The organism is Longimicrobium terrae (assembly GCF_014202995.1).
GTDB lineage: Bacteria > Gemmatimonadota > Gemmatimonadetes > Longimicrobiales > Longimicrobiaceae > Longimicrobium > Longimicrobium terrae.
Genome location: NZ_JACHIA010000024.1, coordinates 78,024 through 102,992, shown reverse-complemented (window position 1 = coordinate 102,992; position 24,969 = coordinate 78,024). Strand labels below are relative to the sequence as shown.

The 24,969-nt window shown below is 68.6% G+C and carries 27 protein-coding genes; 2 read left to right on the top strand and 25 right to left on the bottom strand.

All coding sequences use genetic code 11. From position 1 onward, the window contains the following. Positions 1-161: 161 nt before the first annotated feature. The gene (locus HNQ61_RS25020) at positions 162-689 is read right to left on the bottom strand and encodes a hypothetical protein (protein WP_170039054.1); all 528 of its coding nucleotides are present in this window, start codon (positions 687-689) and stop codon (positions 162-164) included. A gap of 153 nt (positions 690-842) precedes the next feature. On the opposite strand from HNQ61_RS25020, the gene HNQ61_RS25015 reads away from it, so the two are divergent. Beyond that, a complete protein-coding gene (locus tag HNQ61_RS25015; RefSeq protein WP_170039056.1) occupies positions 843-1,124 on the top strand; it encodes a hypothetical protein in 282 nt (93 codons plus the stop codon). Between the two features lies 1 nt (position 1,125). On the opposite strand, the gene HNQ61_RS25010 is transcribed toward HNQ61_RS25015, so the two are convergent. From HNQ61_RS25010 to carA, 15 genes are all read right to left on the bottom strand, one after another. Continuing rightward, a complete protein-coding gene (locus tag HNQ61_RS25010) occupies positions 1,126-1,560 on the bottom strand; it encodes a type II toxin-antitoxin system VapC family toxin (RefSeq protein ID WP_170039058.1) in 435 nt (144 codons plus the stop codon). Next, entirely contained in the window at positions 1,560-1,865 is a 306-nt protein-coding gene (locus tag HNQ61_RS25005) for a hypothetical protein (protein WP_170039060.1), read from the bottom strand. The genes HNQ61_RS25010 and HNQ61_RS25005 overlap by 1 nt, the downstream gene beginning before the upstream one ends. 272 nt (positions 1,866-2,137) lie before the next feature. Beyond that, positions 2,138-3,193, bottom strand: coding sequence for a Glu/Leu/Phe/Val family dehydrogenase (locus tag HNQ61_RS25000; protein ID WP_170039062.1), 1,056 nt, complete (start codon positions 3,191-3,193; stop codon positions 2,138-2,140). A gap of 110 nt (positions 3,194-3,303) precedes the next feature. Next, on the bottom strand, positions 3,304-4,440 hold the full coding sequence (locus HNQ61_RS24995; protein ID WP_170039064.1) for an acyl-CoA dehydrogenase family protein: 1,137 nt from the start codon (positions 4,438-4,440) through the stop codon (positions 3,304-3,306). Between the two features lie 170 nt (positions 4,441-4,610). Then, complete coding sequence (locus tag HNQ61_RS24990) at positions 4,611-5,462, bottom strand: 3-hydroxybutyryl-CoA dehydrogenase (protein ID WP_170039066.1); 852 nt, start codon at positions 5,460-5,462, stop codon at positions 4,611-4,613. A 43-nt stretch (positions 5,463-5,505) separates the two neighbouring features. Next, the gene (locus tag HNQ61_RS24985; RefSeq protein WP_170039068.1) at positions 5,506-5,883 is read right to left on the bottom strand and encodes a hypothetical protein; all 378 of its coding nucleotides are present in this window, start codon (positions 5,881-5,883) and stop codon (positions 5,506-5,508) included. Beyond that, the gene (locus HNQ61_RS29750) at positions 5,880-6,860 is read right to left on the bottom strand and encodes a CPBP family glutamic-type intramembrane protease (RefSeq protein WP_170039070.1); all 981 of its coding nucleotides are present in this window, start codon (positions 6,858-6,860) and stop codon (positions 5,880-5,882) included. Before HNQ61_RS29750 ends, HNQ61_RS24985 begins: the two co-directional genes overlap by 4 nt. A gap of 86 nt (positions 6,861-6,946) precedes the next feature. Further along, a complete protein-coding gene (locus HNQ61_RS24975) occupies positions 6,947-8,170 on the bottom strand; it encodes an acetyl-CoA C-acetyltransferase (RefSeq protein ID WP_170039072.1) in 1,224 nt (407 codons plus the stop codon). Between the two features lie 46 nt (positions 8,171-8,216). Next, complete coding sequence (locus HNQ61_RS24970; protein ID WP_170039074.1) at positions 8,217-9,101, bottom strand: MBL fold metallo-hydrolase; 885 nt, start codon at positions 9,099-9,101, stop codon at positions 8,217-8,219. Then, positions 9,098-9,982: an exonuclease domain-containing protein gene (locus HNQ61_RS24965; RefSeq protein WP_170039076.1), complete on the bottom strand. Its 885-nt coding sequence runs from the start codon at positions 9,980-9,982 to the stop codon at positions 9,098-9,100. The genes HNQ61_RS24970 and HNQ61_RS24965 overlap by 4 nt, the downstream gene beginning before the upstream one ends. Then, positions 9,979-11,235 carry an arginine deiminase gene (locus HNQ61_RS24960; RefSeq protein WP_170039078.1) on the bottom strand — a complete coding sequence of 419 codons (1,257 nt, stop codon included), beginning with the start codon at positions 11,233-11,235 and terminating at the stop codon, positions 9,979-9,981. The genes HNQ61_RS24965 and HNQ61_RS24960 overlap by 4 nt, the downstream gene beginning before the upstream one ends. 379 nt (positions 11,236-11,614) lie before the next feature. Continuing rightward, positions 11,615-12,235 carry a redox-sensing transcriptional repressor Rex gene (locus HNQ61_RS24955; RefSeq protein ID WP_170039080.1) on the bottom strand — a complete coding sequence of 207 codons (621 nt, stop codon included), beginning with the start codon at positions 12,233-12,235 and terminating at the stop codon, positions 11,615-11,617. A 246-nt stretch (positions 12,236-12,481) separates the two neighbouring features. Then, complete coding sequence (locus HNQ61_RS24950; protein ID WP_170039082.1) at positions 12,482-12,673, bottom strand: hypothetical protein; 192 nt, start codon at positions 12,671-12,673, stop codon at positions 12,482-12,484. Positions 12,674-12,786: 113 nt separating this feature from the next. After that, complete coding sequence (locus HNQ61_RS24945) at positions 12,787-13,083, bottom strand: HU family DNA-binding protein (protein WP_170039084.1); 297 nt, start codon at positions 13,081-13,083, stop codon at positions 12,787-12,789. Between the two features lie 270 nt (positions 13,084-13,353). Next, positions 13,354-14,457, bottom strand: a complete 1,104-nt coding sequence (carA, locus tag HNQ61_RS24940; RefSeq protein WP_170040459.1) for a glutamine-hydrolyzing carbamoyl-phosphate synthase small subunit — start codon at positions 14,455-14,457, stop codon at positions 13,354-13,356. A 243-nt stretch (positions 14,458-14,700) separates the two neighbouring features. On the opposite strand from carA, the gene HNQ61_RS24935 reads away from it, so the two are divergent. Then, positions 14,701-15,309 (top strand): RNase H family protein, encoded by a 609-nt coding sequence (locus tag HNQ61_RS24935; protein WP_170039086.1) that lies wholly within the window; start codon positions 14,701-14,703, stop codon positions 15,307-15,309. Between the two features lie 72 nt (positions 15,310-15,381). Here the strand turns inward: HNQ61_RS24935 and HNQ61_RS24930 are convergent, their stop codons facing one another. The 9 genes from HNQ61_RS24930 to HNQ61_RS24890 all read right to left on the bottom strand — a co-directional run bounded on the left by HNQ61_RS24930 (position 15,382) and on the right by HNQ61_RS24890 (position 24,892). Further along, complete coding sequence (locus HNQ61_RS24930; RefSeq protein ID WP_170039088.1) at positions 15,382-15,795, bottom strand: PIN domain-containing protein; 414 nt, start codon at positions 15,793-15,795, stop codon at positions 15,382-15,384. After that, positions 15,792-16,025, bottom strand: coding sequence for a hypothetical protein (locus tag HNQ61_RS24925; protein WP_170039090.1), 234 nt, complete (start codon positions 16,023-16,025; stop codon positions 15,792-15,794). Before HNQ61_RS24925 ends, HNQ61_RS24930 begins: the two co-directional genes overlap by 4 nt. Positions 16,026-16,200: 175 nt before the next feature. Further along, positions 16,201-16,890 (bottom strand): lipoyl(octanoyl) transferase LipB, encoded by a 690-nt coding sequence (gene lipB, locus HNQ61_RS24920; RefSeq protein WP_170039092.1) that lies wholly within the window; start codon positions 16,888-16,890, stop codon positions 16,201-16,203. 69 nt (positions 16,891-16,959) lie between these two features. Next, positions 16,960-17,661, bottom strand: coding sequence for a Bax inhibitor-1/YccA family protein (locus HNQ61_RS24915; RefSeq protein ID WP_170039094.1), 702 nt, complete (start codon positions 17,659-17,661; stop codon positions 16,960-16,962). A gap of 187 nt (positions 17,662-17,848) precedes the next feature. Then, positions 17,849-19,282, bottom strand: a complete 1,434-nt coding sequence (locus tag HNQ61_RS24910; RefSeq protein WP_170039096.1) for a dihydrolipoamide acetyltransferase family protein — start codon at positions 19,280-19,282, stop codon at positions 17,849-17,851. Positions 19,283-19,383: 101 nt separating this feature from the next. Beyond that, positions 19,384-20,415, bottom strand: coding sequence for an alpha-ketoacid dehydrogenase subunit beta (locus tag HNQ61_RS24905; protein ID WP_170039098.1), 1,032 nt, complete (start codon positions 20,413-20,415; stop codon positions 19,384-19,386). A 14-nt stretch (positions 20,416-20,429) separates the two neighbouring features. After that, positions 20,430-21,503 (bottom strand): thiamine pyrophosphate-dependent dehydrogenase E1 component subunit alpha, encoded by a 1,074-nt coding sequence (locus tag HNQ61_RS24900; RefSeq protein ID WP_170039100.1) that lies wholly within the window; start codon positions 21,501-21,503, stop codon positions 20,430-20,432. 443 nt (positions 21,504-21,946) lie between these two features. Further along, positions 21,947-23,917 carry a penicillin-binding protein 2 gene (gene mrdA, locus HNQ61_RS24895; RefSeq protein ID WP_170039102.1) on the bottom strand — a complete coding sequence of 657 codons (1,971 nt, stop codon included), beginning with the start codon at positions 23,915-23,917 and terminating at the stop codon, positions 21,947-21,949. 87 nt (positions 23,918-24,004) lie between these two features. Beyond that, positions 24,005-24,892 (bottom strand): nucleotidyltransferase domain-containing protein, encoded by an 888-nt coding sequence (locus HNQ61_RS24890; RefSeq protein ID WP_205762093.1) that lies wholly within the window; start codon positions 24,890-24,892, stop codon positions 24,005-24,007. Between the last annotated feature and the right edge of the window lie 77 nt (positions 24,893-24,969).

The following is a 24,969-nucleotide window of genomic DNA, read 5'->3' as shown; positions in this document are numbered from 1 at the left end:
CGGCTCAGCACCTTGCCATTCGCTCGGGTCGCTATGACCAACTCCCCAGAGGACTTTCACCTCCAAGCTCCAGCCCATGCCGGGCACACAACGCAAAAACCGCCCGGGTGCGTGCCCCGGGCGGTTCGTGTCCGTGGGTGGACCGGGGGCGATGCGCCGCGTCAGGACTCCGCGCGGCAGTCGAGGATCATCTTCTTGTCGGCCAGCGCCCACTGCGCGCCCTGCTTGCGGTAGGTGAGCTTCCACACGCGGTCGCAGAAGTTTGACGGGCGGTAGCGACGGTCCGTGGAGGTGCTGCGCACCGTGGCGCGGATCTCCTCGCGGGTGCCGTACGCCTGGTTCCAGTTGATCCAGATGCCGTACTTGCGCACCCAGCACCCGCCGAAGCCGGACGTGGTGTCGCACAGCAGCGCCTGCTCCTGCGAGGCCTGCGTGGGCTCGTCAAGGCGCAGCGAGATGCTGTCCACCTCCAGCGCGCTCCCCGTCACCGACGCCGAGGCGCGGCGGAAGGAATCCAGGTTCACGTACAGCGGGCCGTCCGCCACGCGGCCGGGCTGGTTCTGCCGCGCGTCCTGCTCCATGTAGGTAATGATCTGCGGAGCAACGGCGTAGAAGTCTTCGGGCGTGGCGCGCTCGCCGGAGCAGGCACCCAGCACGGGAAGGGCAAGAGCCAGGAACAGTCGCTTCATCGGCACGGCAGAAAGAAGGTGAAACGGTCGCGCATGGGGCAGATTACACCACTGGCGGGTTCAGCGCAAAGCCCGCACCCTCCCGCCCGCGCCGCGGAACGCGTAGGTTGCCGTCCTTCACAGGCAGATGAACCCCGTTGACCGGGAGCATGGATGGCGCTCTGGAGGCTGACTCCCAGGACGAACACGATGTGGTGGTGCGTAGAGGGCAAGGACCCCTGGCAGCCGCCCTATGACCGAGCCATCGGCTTCGTCGTCCGCGCCGCGGACGAGGAGCAGGCGCGATGGCTGGCGCACGGTGCCGGCGGCGAGGAGAACTCGGCGCTGCACGGCGTGTCGCCCTGGCTGGACGGCACCTATTCCACCTGCGAGCCCATCCGCGACGACGGAACGGCCGAGGTGCTGCTGGTGAACTTTCGCCACTCCCCGTGGTGAATCAGAACAGCTCCGCCGGCGCGATGATCCTCACGTCGCAGAACCGGCGGATCTTGCCGAAGTCCCCCGCGTTGTAGGTCACCACCACCGCGTTCACCCGCCGCGCGCTGCGCGCGATCAGCACGTCGCGCAGCAGCCGCTGCTGCTCCTCGCGGGAAATCGCGGCGGTGTGTCCCGCCCTCCACGACCGCTTTCCGCGCAGCAGCGCGTTCAGGATCTTTCCCGTCTCATACCAGTCGTCGCTGTCCGGCGTAAGCAGCTGGTTCAGGCTCTCGTACTCACGGAGTGTCACGCCCCAGCGCCGCGCTTCGGCGTCGTCCGCCGCCCCCGCCGTAATCTCCTGGACGACGACCGCCGAGAGCAGCACATGACCGGGAACAGCGTCAGCGGGATGGCGGATCAGCACGTTGGTGTCAATCACGTACCGCTGTCTCATCATCGTGGCCAGAAGCCGCGCGCCCTGTCCAGCTCACGCGCTATCGCGAGCCACTTGGGGTCCTGACTCATCTGAAAGACGAGGCGCCCGGTTGAGCCTTCCGCGAGGATGTTGCAGAACTCGCGATCGGAATGCGCACGCGCGACGTCGATCGCGTTCACACGTGTCGGGTGCGTGCTGAGGAGCACGCCGTCGCGGCGAAGCTCCCAGACGGAGTTGCGGAGGGCGATGTAGAGCGTCGGAACACCGGGGACGAGGTCCTCGGGTTCGTAGCCGGGTTCGGGTGCGCGCTTGCGGGTCGCCATGGTCACCAGGGGCCGTAGTGGGCGTGTGCATGCTGACTGTCCAGAAGCTAACGCATTCCCATGTGCCACTCCAGACCCCAATGCATGCGCTCTGGACGCGCCACAGGCGAGCATCCATGCGCACTTCTGGCGGGAAAGCTGTCGCTCCGCCCATCAATCAACCGCACGCTTCGGACGGCGGTCCTCGCGTCCAGAGGCGGAGCCGGAATGCAGAGCGGGCCGGCATCGCTGCCGGCCCGCTCCGTCGTTCATCCACCCGAACCGCGCGGGGGTCAGACCCAGGTCTGCTGGATCTTGCCGATGCTGGCGATGCGCTGCTCGGCGATGCGGTCGGCGGCCAGGTAGCTGGGCACGCCCTCGGCCTCGCTGAGCTCAAAGATGCGCAGCAGGGTGCTGTAGATCTCGCCCGCCTTGCGCATGGCGCGCTCGGAGGTCCAGCCGTGCAGTTCGCCGTACACGTTGATCAGCCCGCCCGCGTTGGCCACGTAGTCGGGGGCGTACAGGATGCCGCGGCGGTGAAGCTCGTCGCCGTGGCGCGCCTCGGCCAGCACGTTGTTGGCGGCGCCGGCCACGATCTGCACCTTGAGCTGCGGGATCGTTTCGTCATTGATGGTGGCGCCCAGCGCGCTGGGGGCGTAGATGTCGGCTTCCACGCCGTAGATGGCGTTGGGCTCCACCGCCTGCGCGCCGAAGTCGTGCACCACGCGCTGAATGCGCTCCTGGTCGATGTCGGTCACCACCAGGCGCGCGCCCTCGGACGCCAGGTTCTGGCACAGGTAGTAGCCCACGTGGCCCAGGCCCTGGACGGTGATCGTCTTGCCGCTGAGCGAATCGCTGCCGTACTTGCTCATGGCCGCGGCCTTGATGCCGCGGTACACGCCGTACGCCGTCACCGGCGACGGGTCGCCGGAGGTGGCGGCGCGGCCGGTGACGTGCTCCGTCTCCATGGCCACGAACTCCATGTCGTCCACCGAGGTGTTGACGTCCTCGGCGGTGATGTAGCGGCCCTTGAGGCTTTCCACAAAGCGGCCGTGCGCGCGGAAGAACTCTTCGCGCGGCGCCGTCTTGGGGTCGCCGATGATGACGGACTTGCCGCCGCCCAGGTTGAGCCCGGCGACGGCCGCCTTGTACGTCATGCCGCGGGACAGGCGCAGAGCGTCGATGAACGCCTCGGTGTCGCTGGCGTAGTTCCAGAACCGCGTGCCACCCAGTGCCGGTCCCAGCACCGTGTTGTGGATCGCGATGATCCCCTTGTAGCCGCACGACGGCTCCGAGCAGAATATGACCTGCTCGTGGTTGTGCTCACCGATCAGCGAAAACAATTCCATGCCTGTTACCCGTATGGCTTTGCGTGGGGGGCGTAGGCCCCGGTGCCGGCGCGGGGGCCCTGGGGCCCGCCCGGCGTAAGGTTCGGTCGTGTTGGCCAGGCTCCGGCGGCCTACCGGTACAGCTCGCGCGCGATCACCGTCCGCTGGATCTCGCTCGCGCCTTCGTAGATCTCCGTCACCTTGGCGTCGCGGAACAGCCGCTCCACCGGGTACTCCTTTACGTATCCGTATCCGCCAAACACCTGCACGGCCTGCGTGGTCACGTACATGGCGCCTTCCGAGGCGAACAGCTTGGCCATGGACGACAGGCGGCTCACCTTTTCGCCCGCGTCCTTGGCCTGCGCGGCGCGCTGCACCAGCGAGCGCCCGGCCTCGATGCGGGTGGCCATGTCGGCCAGCTTGAACTGCATCCCCTGGAACTCGCGGATGGCGGTGCCGAACTGCCGCCGCTCGTCCGCGTAGCGCAGGCTGTGCTCCAGCGCGCTCTGCGCGATCCCCGTCGCCAGCGCGGCGATCCCCAGCCGCCCGCCGTCCAGCCCCTGCAGCGCGTAGATGAAGCCCATCGAAGGATCACCCAGCAGCTGCGCGTCGGGGACGAACATCTCCTGAAAGGCGATGCCCACCGTTTCGGAGGCGCGCTGCCCCATCTTGTCTTCCTTCTTGCCGACGACGTACCCCTCGGTGTTCGTGGGGACGATGAAGGCGCCGATCCCCTTGGCGCCGCGCCGGTTCTCGGGCGTGTCCGTGCGGCACATGCAGACCATGACGTCGCCGAAGCCGCCGTTGGTGATCCACGCCTTCGTGCCGTTCAGAATCCACCCGCCGTCAACCTTGCGCGCCTGCGCCGCGAGCGCCGCCGCGTCGCTGCCCGCGTCCGCCTCGCTGAGCGCAAAGCCGCCGAGCATTTCGCCGCGGGCCATGGGCTTGAGCCAGCGCTCCTTCTGCTCCTCGCTGCCGTGCGCCAGAATCATCTGCGTCGGAAGCGAGTTGTGTACGCTCATGGCGACGGCGACGGATGCATCGCCGCGGGCGATTTCTTCCAGCGCCATCAGGTAGGTGCTGGTGTCCAGCCCCAGGCCGTCGTACTCCTCCGGCAGCAGCATTCCCAGAAAGCCGAGTTCGCCCAGCTTCTGGATGATCTCGCGGGGAAAGTGCGCCTCGCGGTCCCACTCTTCCGCGTGGGGGCGCAGTTCGCCCTCGGCGAAGTCGCGGGCCAGGTCGCGGATCTGGAGCTGTTCTTCAGTCATCAAAAGCAGTGCGTTAGTGCTGGGTGCGTGAGTGCGTGAGTGCGTCGGCTGCGGCGCGGCGGACGGGGCGGTGTTCGTCCCCTGCCCCGCTCGGAAGCACGCGTTCGGTGCCGAGGCCGGGTGCCGCGCGGAGTGAACTCACGCACTCACGCACCCCGCACTCACGCACTTCAGTAGTTGTAGAACCCTTCGCCCGTCTTGCGGCCCAGCTTGCCGGCGGCCACGTACTTTCGCAGCAGCGGGCACGGACGGTACTTGTCGTCGCCCAGGCCGTCGTGCAGCACCTGCATGATCGCCAGGCACGTGTCCAGGCCGATCAGGTCCGCCAGCGCCAGCGGGCCCATGGGGTGGTTCATCCCCAGCTTCATCACCGTGTCGATGGCCTCGCGGTCCGCCACGCCCTCCATCAGGCAGAACACGGCTTCGTTGATCATCGGCATCAGGATCCGGTTGCTGACGAAGCCCGGATAGTCCTGCGCCTCCGCCACCGTCTTGCCCAGCTTTTCGGACGTTTCGACCGTGATGCGCGTCGTTTCCTCCGACGTGGCAAGGCCGCGGATGATCTCCACCAGCTTCATCACGGGGACGGGATTCATGAAGTGCATCCCGATCACCCGGTCCGCCCGGCTCGTCCGTCCCGCGATCTCGGTGATGCTGATGGACGACGTGTTGCTCGCCAGGATGGCGTGCGGCGCCGCGACGCGGTCAAGCTCCTCGAAGATGCGGAACTTGAGGTCGCGGTTTTCCGTCGCCGCTTCCACGATCAGGTCCGCGTCCGCCGCGGCGGAAAGCTCCGTCGCGGTCTGGATGCGTCCCATGGCCGCGTCGCGGTCCGCTTCGGTGAGCGCGCCCTTCTTGATCTGGCGGTCCATGTTGCCGCCGATGGTCTTGCGCGCGGCCTCCAGCGCGTCGGCGCGCACGTCGATCATCGTTACGTCGTAGCCCGCGTGCGCGAACACGTGGACGATGCCGTTGCCCATGGTGCCCGCGCCCACCACCGCGACCTTGCTGATTTCCGCCATCGTCCGATTTTTCCGTCAGGTCCGGCGCCTTGGGAGCCGCGCGTCAGCGCAGCGTCATCCAGAGCGCAAAGTAGATGAGAAGCAGCAGCGCGCCCGTAACCACGGTCCACACCGCCGCGTTGTTCACGTATCCCGGCGCCGTTTCGCCGTCCTTGCCCGCCCGCGCCAGCGCCCGCGAAACCGATCCGGCGTCCACCACGTCAGTCACGCCCAGCGCCCGCCGCCCGCCCAGCAGCGCGGCCGCGCCGAACAGGATCATCATCATCCCCGCCGTAAAGACGACCAGGAGCCAGACGGCGTCCCGGTCCGTCGCGGCGTCGCGCCCCACCAGTCCGTAGGGAAAGGCGACGGGCACGAGGGCGGCGAAGCCGATGGCCACGCCTGCGGCGGAGGCCCAGAAGCGCAGCGCGGGGCGGTTCACGGCCACCGCTCCCCGACACGCGCGTCCACCAGCGGACGGCGCGCCGTCATCCGCGGGTCCGGCCGCAGCCGCGAGGTGCGCGCCAGCCACACCGTTCCCGCCAGCAGCGCCACCGTCGCCGCGAGCCCCGCCTCCGGGCCGAACGACCCGCCCGTCCACCAGTCCGCCCCGGTCTCGCGGGCGTCGTAGAAGGGGACGTTGAACTTGTCGAGACCGCTCACCGGAAAGGCCAGCACCGACTGCATGGTCCAGTTCCATCCCATGTGCACCGCCGTGGCGAACCAGAGCGAACGGGTCCGCAGGTACGCCACCGACAGCATCACCCCGGCCAGAAAGATGTTGGCCAGCGCCAGCGGGGTGACGCCGGGGTTCTGCCGGTGCAGCCAAGCAAAGAACAGCGACATCACCAGCACCGCCGGCCACGCACCCATCCCCTGCACCAGCACCTGCAGCGGATACCCGCGCACGACCACCTCTTCCAGCGCCGCTGCTACCGTAAAGAACACCAGAGCGGACAACAGAGCGGCGACATATTCGGGCACGGTGCCCGGCTCGGCAACCCACCTCACGGTACCCGCCACCGCAAGCAGCACTACGGACAGCCCCAGCATCGTCCCGCCGGCCAGCGTGCCCACCCCCAGATCGCGGGGCACAGAGCCGTCCCAGCCAAAGCCCAGCGCCTGCGGCGAGCGCCCGTCCACCCAGCGCAGCATCACCCATCCCGCCAGCGTGGCGCTCACGAGCGAGCCCGTCAGCCCCGCCAGTTCGCTGTTCACCCCGGCCGCTCCCAGCAGGGTTACGGCTACGATGCCGAACACCGTCGCCAGCAGCAGGTACAGCGCGAGCCGCCACCCCGCCCGCAGGCCGAACGGGCCGAAGAAGACGCGCTGCATCCACGTGGGCCGCGCGGCGTCCACACCGTCCACCAGAGGATCGCGGGGATCCGGTCCGCCGGGGGAGGAGAACTCAGCCGTCACTCGCGCTCCTCCTCTCCGCAGCGGATTTGGAAGTTCAGCAGACAAATGTCCCGCCATCCCCCGCGGGGCGGCCCGGGAGAGCAGAATCAGACGCGCTGCACCGAGAGCGCGACCGCGTCGCCGCCGCCCAGGCACAGCGTGGCCAGGCCGTTCTCCGCGTCACGGTCCTTCATGGCGTGCAGCAGGGTGGTGAGCACCCGTGCGCCCGACGCGCCGATGGGGTGGCCCAGCGCCACGGCGCCGCCGTTGACGTTCACGCGGTCCCAGTCCCAGTTGAGCCCCTGGCCGTTGGCCAGCGCCTGCACGGCGAACGCCTCGTTGGCCTCGATCAGGTCGTAGTCGTTGATCTCGGTGCCGGCCTTCTTCATCAGGTTCTTCACCGCCTGGATGGGGGCAAAGAACAGGTCGCGCGGCTCCACGGCGCCGGTCGAATACGCGTTGATGCGGGCCAGGATGGTCAGGCCGTGTGCGCGGGCGTACTCCTCGCTGACGACCATCACCGCGGAAGCGCCGTCGTTCATGGACGACGCGTTGCCGGCGGTGACGACGGGATCGGTGACGTCCTTGGGCGCGTCCTTGACGAAGGCGGGCTTCAGCCTGCCCAGCGACTCGGCCGAGCTGTCGGCGCGCGGGCCCTCGTCCGCGTCCACGACGGTCGTGCCCTTGCGGCCGGCGATCTCCACCGGGACGATCTCGTCCTTGAACTTGCCGGCGGCCTGCGCGGCGACGGCCTTGGCGTGCGATCCGGCGGAGAACTGGTCCGCCATGTCGCGGGTGATGCCGGCCTTCTTGGCGGTGTACTCCGCGTGCCCGCCCATGTGCACTTCGCAGAACGAGCACCACAGGCCGTCGCGGATCAGCCCGTCCACCATGGTCTGGTCGCCGAACTTGACGCCGTTGCGGATGCCGTAGACATAGTACGGCGCGTTGGACATGGACTCCTGCCCGCCCGCCAGCATCACCTGGTTGTCACCCGCCTTGATGGACTGCGCGGCCAGCATGACCGCCTTGAGGCCGGAGCCGCACACCTTGTTGATGGTGAGCGCCGAGATCTGATCCGGAAGCCCCGCCTTGAGCACGGCCTGCCGAGCGGGGGCCTGCCCCACGCCGCCCTGCACCACGTTCCCCATGATGACTTCGGCGATGTCCTCGGCCGGCACGCCGGAGCGGGCCACGGCCTCGCGCAGCGCAATGGCGCCCAGCTCCGGCGCGGACAGCGTCGACAGCCCGCCCAGGAACCGGCCGATGGGCGTGCGCACGGCGCTGACAATCACCGGCGTGGTGCGCGGGTCACGAGCGATATCGATCATCGAACTTCCTCATCCATTGAGTGTTGGTTTGATCCACCGCGCCGGCTCAGCCGGCCTCTTCCAGCCGCGCGTTCTTTCCGTCGGCAGCGACGTACCCCCACGCGGTCACCGGGTCGTGCGTCGAAACCAGCAGCCAGCGCTCCTCCACGGCCTTGGCCAGCAGCGCGCGCTTGCTTTCCAGCGTCACCAGCGGCTCCACGTCGTAGCCCATGATCCACGGCAGCGGCAGATGCGAGAATGTGGGGATGACATCCGCCAGAAAGCACGCCGTCTCCCCCTGCGACTGCACCAGGACCGACTGGTGGTGCGGGCAGTGCCCCGGCGTGCGGAACACGGATACACCGGGAACGATCTCCCGGTCGCCGTCCACCAGGTTCATCCGCCCCGCGGCCATCACCGGCTCGTAGTTGTCCGGCAGATAGCTGGCGCTGGTGCGCTCGTTGGCCCGGTGCGCCCATTCCCATTCGCCGCCCTGCACGTGGTACGCCGCGCGGGGAAACGAAACGCGCACCTGCCCCTCGCCGTCGCGAAAGGTGTTGCCCCCCGCGTGGTCAAAGTGCAGGTGCGTGTCGATGACGACGCCCACGTCTTCCATCGAGAAGCCCAGCCCGGCGATGGCCTCCTGCAGCCGGTCCGGAAAGCCGGAGCCCGCCGACGCGGCGTTGTCCACGCCGTAGATGTCGAGGAACCTGGAGTTTTCCTTGTTCCCCAGCCCGGTCTCGATCAGCACCAGCGCGTCGCTGGTTTCCACGAGCAGGCAGCGGAGGCCGAGCGGAATGCGGTTGCGTTCATCCGCCGGAATGCGCTTATCCCACAGCGCCTTGGGCACCACGCCGAACATGGCGCCGCCGTCCAGCCGCTGGATTCCGCTGTCGATGGCGTGCAGCGTGAACGCGCCCAGCCTGCGCGAGCGGACCTGGACCGCGCTCACGCGACTTCCATGGACCGGGGCGCCGCGCGGCGCTTGCGGGGCGCGCGCGGCTTGCGGCCGCTCAGCAGCGTCTGCACCGCTTCCCAGTCCGCCACGCCCTGCTCATCCAGCATCTCGATGAAGCGCAGCAGGCAGTGCGCGGTGGCCACGGCGTCGTCCAGCGCGCGGTGGCGGTTCTTCACCTCCAGCCCGAAGAAGAGCGCCAGCCCGTCCAGCGAGCGCGACGGCAGCTGGGGCAGCAGCTTGCGGGCGAGGCGCACCGTGCACAGCTGGCGCCCGGACAGCGTCATCCCCGTGGCCAGGTGCATCTCGTGACACATGAAGCGCCAGTCGAACGCGGCGTTGTGGGCGACGAACACGCAGCCGTCCAGCGCCTCGGACACGCGCGGGGCGACCTCCGCGAAGCGCGGCTGGTCCGCCACCATGCGGTTGGTGATCCCGGTGATGCCGGTGATCATGGACGGAATGGGGCGCTCGGGGTTCACCAGCGAGCAGAAGGTGTCCGTGATGCGCCCGCCGCTCACGCGCACCGCGGCGACCTCCGTCACCCGGTGCCCGCCGTTGGGCGAGCCGCCGGTCGTTTCCACGTCCACGACGACGAACTCCTCGTCGCGCAGCAGCCGGCCGGAGGGCCTGGCGGGCTGGGTGGCCGCCAGCGACCACACGCCCTGCGCGTCCACGGCGAAGCGCGAGTCCGTGCCCAGCAGTGCGAACACCGCCGCGGCGGCCGCGCCGGCGCCCCCGGTGATTCCCAGGACGCGGTGCGCCACCTCGGCGCTGCTCAGCGGCTCGTGCTCCAGCACGCGCAGGGCGCGCTGCGTGAGCGAGCCGTCGTGCTCCAGGCGCACGCCTTCCAGCGAAACGATCAGGTTACTGCTCACCAGATATCATCCCTGCAAACGGGCATGGTCATGCAGCGGCCGCCGCCGCCGCCGCGCACCAGTTCGGCGCCGCTGAAGGCGATCACCGAGCGCTCGCCCTCGCGCACCACTTCCTTGCCGGTCAGAAAGTCGATCGCGTCCACGATGCGGAAGCCGGCCCGGTCCTGCATCTCACGCATGGTCGCTTCATTGCGGCTGTAGCCCAGCACGATCCCCGGCCGCACCGCCACGAAGTTGCACCCGCTGGACCACTGCTCGCGCTCCTGCTGCGTGGGGTGGTGGCCGCCGCACCAGATGGGCTCCAGGTCCACCCCCAGCTGCTTGAGCGCGCCGAACAGGTCGTCGTGGGCGCGGATCCCCTTCTGCTCCGGGCGGTAGTGCAGCACGGGAAGCCGCTGCGGCCCAAAGAAGTACGGCGGATACACCACGCAGTGCGTGGTATCCACCATGGTGAAGATCATGTCCAGGTGAATAGCCGGGCTTTCCGTCGGCAGCACGACGACGAGCACGTGCTCGATCCCCGCCTTTTCGCGCAGGCCGTCCACCAGCCCCTCGATGGCCGCCGGGCTGCTGCGTTCCGAAAGGCCCACGAGCGCCAGGTCCGGCCGGACGATGATGACGTCGCCGCCCTCGATGGTCCAGTCGCTGCGGTGCTCCTCGGTGCCGTCGTAGATGAAGCCGCCGTTGCGCAGCATGGGGTGATACAGGAACAGCGCCTTCATCAGCAGCTCTTCCGTCCACCGCACCGCGTAGCGCATGGCCCCGATGATCACCGCGTCGTTCACCACCATGGCGGCGTCGCGGGTAAAGAACAGGTTGGGCAGCGGCGGCAGTTCGTAGCTCACCTTGTGCAGCATCTTGGAGATGGGGCCCTGGGGCGCCTCTTTTCCTTCGATGAACTGCTTGATGAGCTGCGGCCCGGGGATCTCGTGCAGCACGCCGCCCAGTTCCGACGGCGCCACTTCCATCACCCGGTTGATGAGGAACTTGCGCACCTCCGGCTCGTCGACGATCTCGGCCAGCAGGTCGCGCACGTTCAGCACCTCGCAGAAGCGCGACAGAATGGCGCGGAACTGCTGGTGCTCGGACTGTGCCTGCGGCAGGTCGATGATGTCGTCGTACAGATACTGTTCGCGGTTGCTGGGCGTAACCGCGAGCAGTTCCGGGCCGGGCGCATGGCAGATGACGGTGCGCAGCGGGCCGATTTCCGACGTGACCCGCACCGTGGGCCGCTGAGTCGTGTTTTCGCTCATAGCCGGGGAGTATAGCCGCGTTCCGGGAGCCGGGCAACGGATCAACATGCCTTTCGCGCGGCCGTGCGCGTGAGGAACATGCGATTTCCCGGGAACGGCAACGGCATCTCACGCGGGGGCCGCGGGGGCCGCGGGGGTCGCGGAGGTCGCGGGGACGGCAACGGACAGGGGGCCTCACGCAGAGCAGCGGAGCAGCAGAGAACAGCAGCCCGGGGCGAGGCACTTCCCCTCCCGCCTCCTCCCTCAGCAAGACCTCGTCAGTTCCCCGCGACCTCCGCGGCCCCCGCGACCTCCGCGTGAGGGCTGTTTTCATTGTTTCCGCCACAACGAAAAACGCCGATCCCGTCCGGGACCGGCGTTCGTCATTCATCAACTGCGATCAGCGGCTGTTCAGGGCAAAGGAAAGGCCCTCGAGCTCCAGCGTGACGTCCACGTTCCGCAGCGTCACGCCGCGCGGCACTTTCAGCCGCACGGGCGCAAAGTTCAGCACCGCGCCCACGCCGGCCTTCACCACGCGGTCCACCACGTGCTGCGCGGCCTCGCCCGGCACCGCGACAATGGCGATCTCCACCGCCTCCTCGCGAAGCGCGCGGTCCATCTCCTCGTCCGCGCGCACCGTCAGGCCGCCCAGCGCGGTGCCCACCTTTTCGGGATCGCGATCGAACACGGCCTTGATCTCAAAGCCCCGCGCCTCGAAGTCGCGGTACGAGAACAGCGCCGAGCCCAGCTTTCCCGCGCCGATCAGCGCCACGCGCCAGTGCCGCTGCAGGCCCAGGATGTCGCGGATGCGCCCGAGCAGTTCGTGCACGGAATAGCCCAGCCCGCGCTTGCCGAACGATCCAAAGAGCGACAGGTCCTTGCGAACCTGCGCGCTGGTGGTGCCGCCGCGCTCCGCAAGCTGGCCGCTGGAAATGGTTTCGGCGCCGGCGGCGTCGGCTTCCTGCAACAGGCGCAGGTACAGCGAGAGCCGGCGCACGGCCGACTCGGAAATCTTCTTCATTGCGCGCGACGGTCACCCGCGACTGCGGACGCCTCTGCTCCGGCGCCCTGCTTGTGAAATCCTTCACAAGATACGTTCGCGGCCCGCCATCGTCAACGCGGTTCAGAACACGCCAGCGGCGGCCCGCGCAGTTTCTGAGCAATGACGCGGAGAAGCTGGGCCGCGAGCGGAGTCCAACTAGACGGGGAGCACGAACACCGCCGTGGCGAACGCCGCGGCGGTGATGGGTCCAACCGTCGAAGGCGGTCAGCGTTCGCGGTCGCCGCGGCCGCGGAACAGCAGAGGCTCCGGCGCGGGCGTGCGCGCCCCCGCTTCCACGGGCTCCTGATAGCCCATGCGGACGTCGTAGGCCGCCTCGTACGGGCCCAGCCGCCTGCGCGGCACAGGCGCGCCGCGGTCACGGCCGTGAGAGGCGTCCGGCTCCTGAAGGTACGGCATGGCTGCGGCTTCGCGGAGGTTTCCGAGCGGGAGGGAACGGAGGCGTGAGAAGCAAAAAAAGCGCCCGCCCCCGGAACAGGGGGCGGGCGCCGGTCACATCCCGGAAAGCGCGCTCACACCTCGAGCGGACGCTCTTCAACAATCGCGCGGAGTTCCTTGGACGGCTTGAACACCGGCACGGCGCGCGGCGGAACTTCTACCGGATCGCCAGTGCGCGGGTTGCGCGCCAGACGGCTCTTGCGCTCGCGGACCTTGAAGGTGCCGAAGCCCCGGATTTCAATGTTCTGGTGCTCCGCCATCGCATTCTTGATGGAGTCCAGGAACGCGTCCACCACCACCGCGCAGTCACGCTTGGTGACGCCGGGGCCGATGGTGTCCGCGACCCGCTGGACAAGATCCGCCTTGGTCATTTGTAAAGCTCCTCCTGGGTTTTGCCGGGATGTGCGCGAGGGTGTGCGAGCCCGCCGTAGGGCGCGGCCGAGGGTCCGGTTACGCCGGAACGGAAACAGGGCCAGTGAACGGGACGGCGTATAATGCCGCTCCGGAGTGGCCGTATGGGTCCGGTCTGGAGTGGGGTCTGCGGCGGCGGCTGCTACGGGGGGAGCGCGGGCGAAGTGGCCTAAGGATCTGGTGCAAGGTCACTTATACGGTCGGAACATTAATCCGCCCCGCGTGCGCCGTCAAGCGTCTACACTCATTTCGGCGGCGCGGCGCGTCATCTCATCCACAAACCGGTCAAAGAGATAGACGGAATCGTGGGGTCCGGGGGCGGCTTCGGGATGGTACTGCACCGAAAAAACCGGCCGTTCCCGGTGCTCCAGCCCCTCCACCGTGCCGTCGTTCAGGTTCAGGTGGGTGACGCGCAGCCCCGGCGCGCCCGGAATGCCGGACTCGTCACCGCGCACCGCAAACCCGTGGTTCTGCGCCGTAATTTCCACCGCGCCGTCGCTGATGCGCCGCACGGGATGGTTGCCGCCGCGGTGGCCGTACTTGAGCTTGTACGTTTCCGCGCCGAACGCCCGGGCGATCAGCTGGTGCCCCAGGCAGATGCCGAACACCGGCGTCGCCTCGTCCGAAAGGGCGCGGATGGCGTCCAGCGCATGCCCCACCGCCTCGGGGTCGCCCGGCCCGTTGCTCACGAACAGACCGTCCGCCCCGGCCGCCACGATCTCTTCCGTGGGCGTGGCGGCGGGCAGCACGGTAACCTCGCAGCCGCGCTGGGCCAGCAGCTTGAGCGAGTGCGACTTGACGCCGAAGTCGTACGCCAGCACGCGGTAGCGCGTTTCGCCCACGGCGGGAATCACGTACCGCGACTCGGTCGACACGCCGTCCGCCAGGTTCAGCCCCGCCATGTCGGGCTGCCCCATGATCCTGCCGAGCAGTTCGTCGGGCAGGATGGAGGCGGGGGCGATGGCGCCGCGCATGGCCCCGCGCGAGCGGATGTGGCGGGTGAGCGCCCGCGTGTCGACGCCGGTGATGGCCACCACGCCGTGGCGGGTCAGGTACTCATCCAGCGACTCGGCCGCGCGCCAGTTGCTGTGCATGGGCGGCGCCTCGTGAAACACGAATGCCGCTACCTGCGGCTTGGCGCTCTCCTCGTCCTCGGCGTTCACGCCGTAATTGCCGATGAGCGGATAGGTCATCGTGACGATCTGCCCGCTGTACGAGGGATCCGTAAGGACCTCCTGGTACCCGGTCATGGACGTGTTGAAGACCACTTCACCGAACGCGTCCCCGCGGGCGCCATAGGCCTCGCCACGAAACACGCGCCCGTCCTCCAGCATCAGCACTACGGATTCAGCCACTGACGATCTCCGGCAACCAAGGGGCAAGTCGATGCCACACCGGCAGATGCGGCGGCGGGAATCTACGCTCCCGCGGCCCGCTGTCAAGCAGGAACATGCAACGGCGCGGCGGGGGCGTTCGGCGGCGTGTGCGGAGGCCCGCCCGGCGCGGAGGGGTTTGGCGCGGGAACGCGGGGACGGTACATTCCCGCCGTTCCAATCCAAGCCTTCAGGAGATGTGCAGTGCCAGAGCAGCCGCCGCTCGTGTTCGTGTACGCCGATGAATCGTGTCTGGGCAACCAGTACAAGGACCGCGCGCGCCCCGGCGGCGCCGCGGGACTGATGGAGTACTGGCATCCGGAGAAGGGATGGGTTCGGCGCGACTTCTACCTCGCCGAGCCAGACACCACCAACAACCGCATGGCCATCCGCAGCGCCACCGTGCCGCTTCAGTCGCTGAAGCAGGCGTCGCGCGTGGTGTTCACCTCCGACAGCCGCTATCTGGTGGACGGCATGACGAGCTGGGTGCACGGATGGGCCGCGCGTGGCTGGGTGCGCAAGGGCGGCGAGATCGAGAACCTGGAGCTGTGGAAGGCGCTCATGCCGGTGGCCGCCCGGCACGAGGTGCAGTGGCGCTGGGTGAAGGGGCACAACGGACACGCGCAGAACGAGTACGCCAACTTTCTGGCCACCCGCTCGGCCGCCAAGCAGATGGACAGCGGCGGCCTGGTGGAGTCCGGCTTCGACGCGTGGCTGCGGGAAGAGCAGGCCAAGGAGCGCTGCCGCAACTTCTTTCCCGTCCCACCCGACAAGTTCGAGTTCAAGCCCGGCCGCCGCGCGCCGACGCGCTGACCGGAATGCAGTGAGGGCCGGGCGATGATTCGCCCGGCCCTCATTCGTTCAGCATGCGCGGATGCAGGTCCATCAGTTCTCGAACGCCGGCGCGAACACTTCCGGCGCGACGGCGAGAAACGGAAATGCCGCGAGCAGCTTGCGATCCGCCGTCACCAGCGGCACGCCGGCCGCTCGCGCCACCGCCACGAACTCGCAGTCGTACGTCGTGCACCCCGACATCAGCGCGAGTTGCAGCACATCCGCGTGATCCACCTCCATCGACGTGTCAGCGAGCAGACGCTCTGCCACGCGGATGCCCTCCATCGCCTCCTCGTAGGTGACGGAGCCGCGACGGATGTAGCCGATGAGTACGTTTCTCAACTCACTACGCCAGAGCAACGGCGCAGACCAGCGACCCTCTTTCGCAACGACCCTGCGGGCGTCGTCCGTATGCGGGGTATCGATGATCAGATATGCGATCACATTCGTATCGACGACGATCACGGACGCCCCTCCTCGATGAACTGATCGATCAGGGTGTGGTCGAACGATCTGCCGAGCGACTCCCGGAACGCGTCGATGTCCGCCAGCACTTCTTCAATGGGCCGGGGCGGAACGGGAGTTCCGCCCAGCCGAACCACCAGTTCGTCGTGGAGTGTGCGGCCGCTGAGTTCGGCAGCCCTTTGCAGTTGCGCGCAGACATCATCGGCAACCCTTACGTGCAACAGCTTCATCGAGCCTCCCCGTGGTGGAAGATCACAGAAAGCGTACAGGGAGAACAGTAATCGCCCGCGTGCTGTCTGTCAACTTTCAAATCCCGCCACAGGCGTGCAGATTGTGCACCCCCAAGGTGAGGCAAGCGGCTCACCAGCAACGATTTGCCCGCCGCGCTAGGAAGCCAGGCGGCGGTCAGCCGGTTGACTCCGCGGCCCGGCGGTCGAAGATGCGCTCGAACCAGCGGACGGCGCTTGCCTCGGCCTCCGCCAGGGGGACGGTGCGGCCGAGTTCGCCGGACAGAGAGCCCACGCCGTGGTCGCGGATGCCGCACGGGATGATGGTGCCGAACATCGACAGATCCGTCTGCACGTTGAGCGCGAATCCGTGGCTGGTGATCCACCCCGACGACACGCGCACGCCGATGGCCGCCAGCTTCCGCTCATCCACCCACACGCCCGTGAGCCCTTCCTTGCGCCCGCCGGTGAGCCCGAAGTCGCCCAGCACGCCGATGAGCGCGTCCTCGATGTCGCGCAGGTAGCGGTGCAGGTCCTGCCGGCCAGTCTTGAGGTCGAAGATGGGATAGCCCACCAGCTGCCCCGGCCCGTGGTAGGTCACGTCCCCGCCCCGCCCCGTCTCGAACAGTTCGATGCCGCGCTCGGCGCGCTCCTCCGGCGAGACGAGCACGTTTTCGTCGTGCGAGCCGCTGCCCAGGGTGATGACGTGCGGGTGCTCCAGCAGCAGCAGCGTATCGGGGATTTCGCCCGCGCGGCGCTGGCGCACCAGGTCGGCCTGCAGCGCGAGCGCGCCGGCGTAGGACATCAGCCCCAGGCGGCGCACGTGCATGGTGCGCGGGGCGGCGGCGGTGGTCAGAGTGTCAGTCATCCATCAAAGCAAAAAAGAACGGGGCCCGGACGCAAGCCCAGGCCCCGCATCGTCGTCATTCCGCCGCGCTTACCGGCGCGACATGAACAGGCGCAGCACGTACCAGAACATCAGCGCCACCGAAGCAAACAGCGACAGCGACGCGGCCACGTACCGGTCTTCCGGATAGCGGTTCAGGACGTTGCTGGTGTTGTACAGAATGGAGGCGCCGGCAACGGCGATCATCCCCACGGAAAAGAAGGTGCCCAGCTCAAAGCCGAAAAGCACGCCGCAGACGATGAGTGCCAGCGCGGCCATGCCGGCCCACTTGAGCGCGGCGCCCAGGAAGTGGAAATCCCGGCCGCTGAACATGGCGATGGCGGTAAGCCCCCCGAAGCCGATGAGCGTGGCGACGGCGGCGCTCTGGATGGCGCCCGGCGCGGTGTAATCCGCGATCACCAGCAGCGGGACGAAGATGATGGCTTCGGCCACCACGTAGCCGGCCAGCGCCACGTACTGCATCGCCCGGCTCTCCGCCCGGTCGGCCATGCCGCTGAACAGCCATCCCGCCACCATGAACCCGCCCAGAACGAGGAGCCAGCTGGTGCCCAGCATGGCCTGCGCCATGGGATACGCCACGCCAGAGCGGAACAGCAGGACCTCGATCAGCGTGAACGCCAGGATCGCCCCCAGCAGGTGCTGGTAGGTGCGGGAGATGAAGGTGGCGCGGCGCGTGGCGTCCAGCGCGCCTACGGGCTGGTAGCCAACGTACGATTCGTACTGTTCAGACATCGGTCCCGTGGGGGATCTGGGGAGGTTCGCGTCCGGGGGGGACGGCGGGCAATCCGTTGAAAGTAGGTACGCGATCGCGGACGAACAAGTCTTTCGTGCGTCCGCCAGGGCGCGGCGGTCCGGCGCGGAACGGAAGAAGGGCGGCCCGCCACCGGCGAGCCGCCCTCGTTATCCGCCCCGGGAAGCCTCAGGCCTCGTCGGGAAAGTTCTGCATGAGTTCCTTGATGCGGGCCAGGAACTGGTCGCCGTCCGCGCCGTTCACCAGGCGATGGTCGTAGCCCAGCGAGATGTAGCCCCGCTTGCGCGGAACGATGGCGTGGTTGCCGTACTCGTCGCTGATGACGGCCGGCCGCATCTCCACCCCGCCCACGCCCAGAATGGCGACCTGCGGCTGGTTGATGATGGGGAAGCCGATCGTCGTGCCGAACACGCCCGGGTTGGTGATGGTGAACGTGCCGCCCTGGATGTCGTCCGGCTTGAGCTGCTTGTTGCGGGCGCGCGTGGCCAGGTCGTTCACCCGCTTGGCCAGCCCCACCAGCGACAGCTCATCCGCGTTCTTGATGACGGGAACGATGAGCCCGTTGTCCAGCGCCACCGCCATGCCGATGTTCACGTCGCCGCGGATGATGACCTCGTGGCTGCCGTAGCTGGCGTTGATCTTGGGAAACTCGCGCAGCGCGCGCGCCACCGCCCACGTGATGAAGTGGGTGTAGGTGACCTTTACGCCCTGCTCCTCCCACTTCTTCTTGCTCCGGGCGCGCACCTGGTCCAGGCGCGTGTAGTCCACCTCGAAGTACGAATGCACGTGCGGGCTGATGCGCCGCGACTGCACCATGTTGTTGGCGATGATCTGCGTCATCCGGCTGGCCGGCTCCACGCGGTCGTTGGGACCGGCGGACACGGCGGGGTGCTGCGGATGGCCGTAGAACTCGTCCCACGGGAAGCCGCCCTCGTACGACGGGGCGGCCGGCGCGGCGGGACGCTGCTGCGCGGAGGCGGACGGCGCGGCGGGCTGCGCGGCCGGGGCCTGCGGAGCCGCCTGCTTTTCCTCCACGAACTTGAGGATGTCGTCCTTGGTCACGCGGCCGTTGCGCCCGGTGCCCGGCACCTGGTGCACTTCCACGTTGTGCTCCGAGGCGATCTTGCGGACGAGCGGCGTGCTCTTGGCGCGCAGCCGCTCTTCCAGCGTGTGCGGCCCGTCGCCCAGCGCGCCCTGCGCGGACGATGCGCCGCCCGGCGCCGCGGCGGCCTGCGCCTGCCCGGCGGAAGACGCGGTCACCGGCCGGTCCGGCGGCACCTGGAAGTGGTCCGACGCACCGGGCGCCGCGGCCTCACCCGCGGGAGCGGACGGAGCGGCGGCGGTGGAGGCGGCGGCGCCGGCTTCGGTCTCGATGAAGGCGACCACGGTGCCCACTTCCACCGTCTGCCCCTCGCTCACCACCACCTCGACGATCACGCCGGCGACGGGGGCGGGGATCTCGGCGTCCACCTTGTCGGTGGAAATCTCCATGATGGGCTCGTCGCGCTCCACGCGGTCGCCCACCTTCTTGAGCCACACCGAGACGGTGCCCTCGGCGATGGACTCGCCCATCTGGGGCATCGGGACTTCTACACGGGCCATGGTCGAGGTCAGGTAATAGGGGAACAGAAAGAAAGTGCCCAGTGCCCAGGTTCAAGTGCCCGGATCTGGCACCGGGCACTGGGGACTGGGCACTTTCTTTTTCAGTACTTCGCCAGGTGCCGCGCGGCCTTGATCACGTCATCCACCTGCGGCAGGAAGTAGTCTTCCAGCGGCGGCGAATACGGCACGGGCGCGTCGGCGGCGGCCACGCGCAGGGGCGGCGCATCCAGCCACTCCCACGCCTTTTCGTTGATGCGCATGGCGATTTCGCCCGCGATGCCGCCGGTGCGCGTGTCCTCGTGCACGATCAGCAGGCGGCTGGTCTTCTTGACCGACTCGATGATCGCGTCCTCGTCCAGCGGCAGCAGCGTGCGCAGGTCGATGATCTCCACCGACAGGCCGTCTTCCTTTTCCAGGATCTCGGCCGCCTCGGCGCACTTGTGCACCATGGCCGCGTAGGTGACGATGGTGATGTCCCTGCCCTCGCGGTGCGTGCGCGCCTTGCCCAGCGGAACGATGTAGTCCTCGTTGGGGAGCACTTCGCGCAGCTGCGGGCGGCGGTACAGCCACTTGTGCTCAAAGAAGAGCACCGGGTCGTTGTCGCGGATGGCGGCCTTGATGAGCCCCTTGGCGTCATACGGCGTCGAGGGGTACACGATCTTGAGGCCCGGCGTGTGAAAGAACGCCATCTCCGGGTTCTGCGAGTGGAACGGCCCGCCGCGCACGCCGCCGCCCGAGGGGCCGCGGATCACCATGGGCACGCCGCCTGATCCGCGGTAGCGGCTGGTGGCGATGTAGTTGGTGATCATGTCGTACGCGCACGAGATGAAGTCGATGAACTGCATCTCGCACACGGGACGCATCCCCATGTGCGCCGCGCCCGCCGCCGCGCCCGTGAAGCCGATTTCGCTGATGGGCGTGTCGACGACGCGCAGGCCGCCGAACGCGTCCAGAAAGCCGTCCGTCATCTTGAAGGCGCCGCCGTACGCGCCGATGTCCTCGCCCATCAGGAACACCGACGGATCGCGCTCCATCTCTTCCCAGAGCCCTTCGCGAATCGCCTCCAGCAGGGTGACGGGCTTGCCCTGCTCCGTCAGCCGCAGGTGCTCCGGCTTTTCCAGTACAGTCGCCATCGTAAGCGTATGCGTCAGGCCAGGGTGGGGTCGGGCGGCGTGTGGCGCGTCCACGGTGCGTTCACCGGACCGTCGCCGTACACGTCCGTCAGCGCTTCTTCGGGCTCGGGCAGCGGGCTCTGCTCCGCCTCGGCCACGGCTTCGTCCAGCTCGCGGTCAATGTCCGCGCCAATGGCCGTCAGCTCTTCGGCCGTCGCCCATCCATTGTCCACCAGCGTCTTTACGTACCGGTCGATCGGGTCGTTGGTGGACGCCCAGTGCTCGATCTCCGCCGGGTCCACGTACGTCTGCGCGTCGTGCTGCGCGTGGCCCTTGCGGCGGTAGGTCATGAACTCCAGCAGCGTCACGCCTTCGCCCGCGCGGGCACGATCGACGGCGCGCTTGGAGGCGGCGTACACGGCCAGCATGTCGTTGCCGTCCACCTGCTCGCCCGCCACGCCGTAGCCCGGCGCCTTGTCGATGAACTGCTTCGCGGCCGTCATGAACTTCGACGGCGTGCTGTACGCCCACTGGTTGTTTTCCACGATCACCACCAGCGGCAGTCGCTGCACGGCGGCAAAGTTGACGCCCTCGTGAAACGCGCCCGTGGAGGTGGCGCCGTCGCCGATGTACACCATCCCCACCCGGTCCTGCCCGCGCTGCTTGAAGGTCAGCGCCACGCCGGCCATCACGGGGATCAGGTCGCCCAGCGGGCTGATCTGGCCGATGAAGCCGCGCTGGTAGTCGGTGATGTGGATGTTGAGTTCCTTGCCGCGCGCCAGCGAATCGGCCTTGGCCATGTACTGCTTCACCACCTCCACCGGCCTGCTGCCGATGGTGAGCATGCTGCCCAGGTTGCGGATCAGCGGCGAAAGCATGTCGCCGGTGCCGTCGTCGCGGCGGTTCAGCGCAAACGCCGACGCCACCGATTCGCCCTCCTGGCCCAGCGAGCGGAACAGCCCGCCCACCACCTTGCTCTGCTTGAAGAGCACCTCGAGCTTTTCTTCGAGGCTGCGGGTGAGCCGCACCAGCCGGTACATCTCCAGCAGCTGCTCCCGCGTCAGCCCGTGCGGGATGGCGGCGGTGCGCGTCTTGGTCTTGGTCGCCATGCTCGTTGAACGTCGTCGCGGCACGGGCACGGGCGCGCGCGTACGCCGCCCGGCCGGAAGCGCGACAACTTGGCCCGTCGCGCGCGGTGAGTCAAGCAAAACGGGTTTCCAGAATCGGCGCCCGCCGCGCGGCCCGCCGATTTTGTCCTACCACTGAACGATATCCGCCCGGGCCGGCGCCGCTTCCGTGCCGCTCCCCCATCCACCGTCCGGGCGGCGTGCGCTGCATTTCACGCGGAGGACGCGGGGGTGAACGGAGAGGAACGCGGGGGGAGGGAATCACTTCCCCGCGTTCCCCCGTGCTTTTCCCCGCGTCCTCCGCGTGAAACCTCCGCGTCCGCCAGCGCGACGGGGTGGGGATCAAGAAACGAAACCGGCGGAAACGAAGCGAGCGGCGGCAGACCCCAGGGTCCGCCGCCGCTCCGTCTTCATCCTGCCCTGCTTCAGTCCGCCGCGCGGGCGCGTGCGGCGGGCGAATCCGAGGCACGGGGCCGGGTGGCCGGCGCGTTGCCCGCGGCCCGGCCGCGGCGCAGTTCCTCGGGCGAGAAGGGGATCAACCGGCGGTTGGGCGTATCCCACTGCCCGTCGGTGCCGGACCGCCCCGCACGCCACCGCTCGCCCAGCGTGGGCGCCGGATCGAACGGCTGGCCGTACTTCCGGTCCAGGTAGTAGTTGACGATCTTGGCGCCCAGCGGGGCCGCCGCGTCGCCGTGCAGGCCGTGCTCCACGATCACCGCGATGGCGATGTCGGGATGCCCGCCCGGCCGTCCCGCGAAGCCGGCGAACCAGCCGTGGTCGGCGCCCTGCGGGTTCTGCGCGGTGCCCGTCTTTCCGTACAGCTTGTACCGAGCCAGGCTGGACTGCAGCGCCGTGCCTTCCGGCTCCGTCACCAGCCGCAGCCCTTCCCACAGCGCCTCCAGCCCGGCGCGCTCCAGCCCCAGGTCGATCGGCTGGCCCTTGGCGATGCTGTCGCCATCCACCAGGTGCGGCGACGGCGAGGTGCCGTCACCGGCGATGGCGCTGTACACGTACGCCATGCGCAGCGGGGTCTGCGTGTTGGGGCCCTGTCCAATGGCAAGGCTCATCACGTCCGACGGCACCGGATCCACCCGGAACTGCTTCTTGTACCAGGCCAGGTCGCGCGGAAAGATCCCCGAAACCTCGGCGGGAAGGTCGATCCCCGTCTTGGAGGCGAAGCCCAGCCGCACACCCGCGCGCGCCAGTTCCGCCAGGCCGATGCGGATACCCACCTGGTAGAAGTAGACGTTGCAGGAGTTCTCGATGGCCTGCGCCAGGTTCAGGTTGCCGTGCCCGGCCCGGTACCAGCAGCGCGAGTAGCGGCCCGCGTACGCCATGCCGCCCGTGCACGAGATGGGCATGCGCGAGTTGACATCCTTGAGAATGCCCCGCTCAAGGCCCATGGCCGCGGTGATCGTCTTGAACGTGGACGCCGGCGGGTACTGGCCGGTGATGGTGCGGTTGAACATGGGCTTGCGCGGATCGTTGTTCAGCGCGCCCCACAGCCGCGTCGGAATCCGGCCCACGAAGTCGTTGGGATCGTACGACGGGTGGCTGTACATGGCCAGGATCTCGCCCGTGCTGGGCACCATGGCCACCACCGCGCCCTCCATGGTGTCGGGAAAGATGTCGTGGATGTACTCCTGCAGCTTCAGGTCGAGCGTGAGCCGCATGGGGCTGCCCGGGATGGGCGCGCGGGCACCCACGGTGGAGCGCGGATCCACCACGCGCCCCTTGGCGTCCACTTCCACGAAGCGCGCGCCGTCGCGGCCGGCCAGGTGCAGCTCGTACTGCCGCTCGATCCCCGCCTGGCCGATCAGCATTCCCTGGCGGTATCCGTTGTTGGCGTACTGCTCCTGCTGCAGCTGCCCCTTGGTGATCTCCGTCACGTAGCCGGAGATGTGGCCGATGGCCGCGCCGCCGGGGTAGTAGCGCTGCGGGCGCTCCACCACCATCAGGTTGGTGAAGGCCGAGCGGCGCTCCTCGATGGCGGCGGCCTGGGAGAAGGTGGCGCGGTCCGTCACTTCCAGCAGGTCGTGCTGGCGGCGGTTCCGCTTCACCATGAGGTCGGCCACGTTCTCCGCCGAAAGCCCCAGGAAGGGGGCCAGGTCGTTGAGCGTGTTGTGCACCACCGCCGAGTCGCCCGGCAGCACCGCGATGGAGTAGCTGGTGATGCTGGTGGCCACCACGTCGCCATGGCGGTCCAGAATGGTGCCGCGCGGCGCCGGAATGGGAATGCCGCGCATGCGGTTTTCCTCCGAACGCTCGGCATAGCTCGCGCCCGCCACCACCTGCGTCTGAAAGAACGCGGTGAGCAGCGTGGTGATGATGAACGTGACGGCGAACAGTGCACCAAGGGTGCGCCGTTGCCGCGTATCGCCCTGAAACAGTCTCATGGTACGCCAGAAAGCTGGATTTCCCGCCTGGGCCGCGAGATGGGCCCCGAACCCCCGATAGCAAGTCCTGCGCCGGTGCCGCGCCCGTCAGCGGTGTACGAATCCGGTGCCGCGCGACGCGCTGCGCAGCCGGCGCGCAGCCTCTACCCGCAGTCTTTGTACAAGGTCCAGAAGCACGTGCGCGTTCACCGGCGGCGGCGGGACCGGGGGAAGGTCGTCCAGTTCAAGGTGGCCCGGCGGATACGATCGCGCGGCCCACGCCAGGGCGCGCGCCTCTGCCCGGGTGCGCGCCCACCCGGGGTTGCGCGCGGCGAACGCGCGCACGGTCTCGCCGCGGCGGGGGCGCGTGTCTCCCGCCAGCACCAGGACGGCCGTGCACAGCCGCACCACGTCGTCGCGGACGCGGCGCAACCAGTCGTCGGTTCCGCGGCGCAGGCTGGCGGCCACTTCCCCGCTCCCCTCCGCTACGCGGTCCAGCATGCGCCCAGCGCAGAACCGCGCGTCCGCGGGGGTGAAGGGAACACGCAACGGTGCGTGTTCCGCGGGCCAGACGGCGACCGCGTCGTCCAGCGCATCCACCAGCATGGGCGTGCGCCGGCCTGCGGAAAGGTCCTCCAGCGCCACGGACCACACGCCCACGGGAACGCCGGTGTGCGCCGCGACTTCCGCGGCGATGGCTTCCGCGTGGCCTGCCTGCGGTTCGCGGTCCGGCGGCAGGTGGCGCCAGATCAGCAGCAGGTCCACGTCGGAGTCCGCGCGCGCGTCGCCCCGCGCCCGCGAGCCGAACAGTTCCGCGTACACGAGTTCCGCCGGCACGCGCAGCCGCACCTGCCGCACGACGTCGCGCACGGCGGCCCGGGCGCGCGCATCCAGGCAGCACGCCAGCGTCCGCGCGGACACAGCCGGCGCGGTTTCGTTCGAGTTCATCCCGTCCGTCAGCATGAAGCCCCAGGCGAGCAAGTCACGTTCCGGCACCCGCCATCCATCCCGATCATCCCGTCTGATCATCCCGTCTGATAATCCCATTCCGATTATCCATCCCGATTATCCAT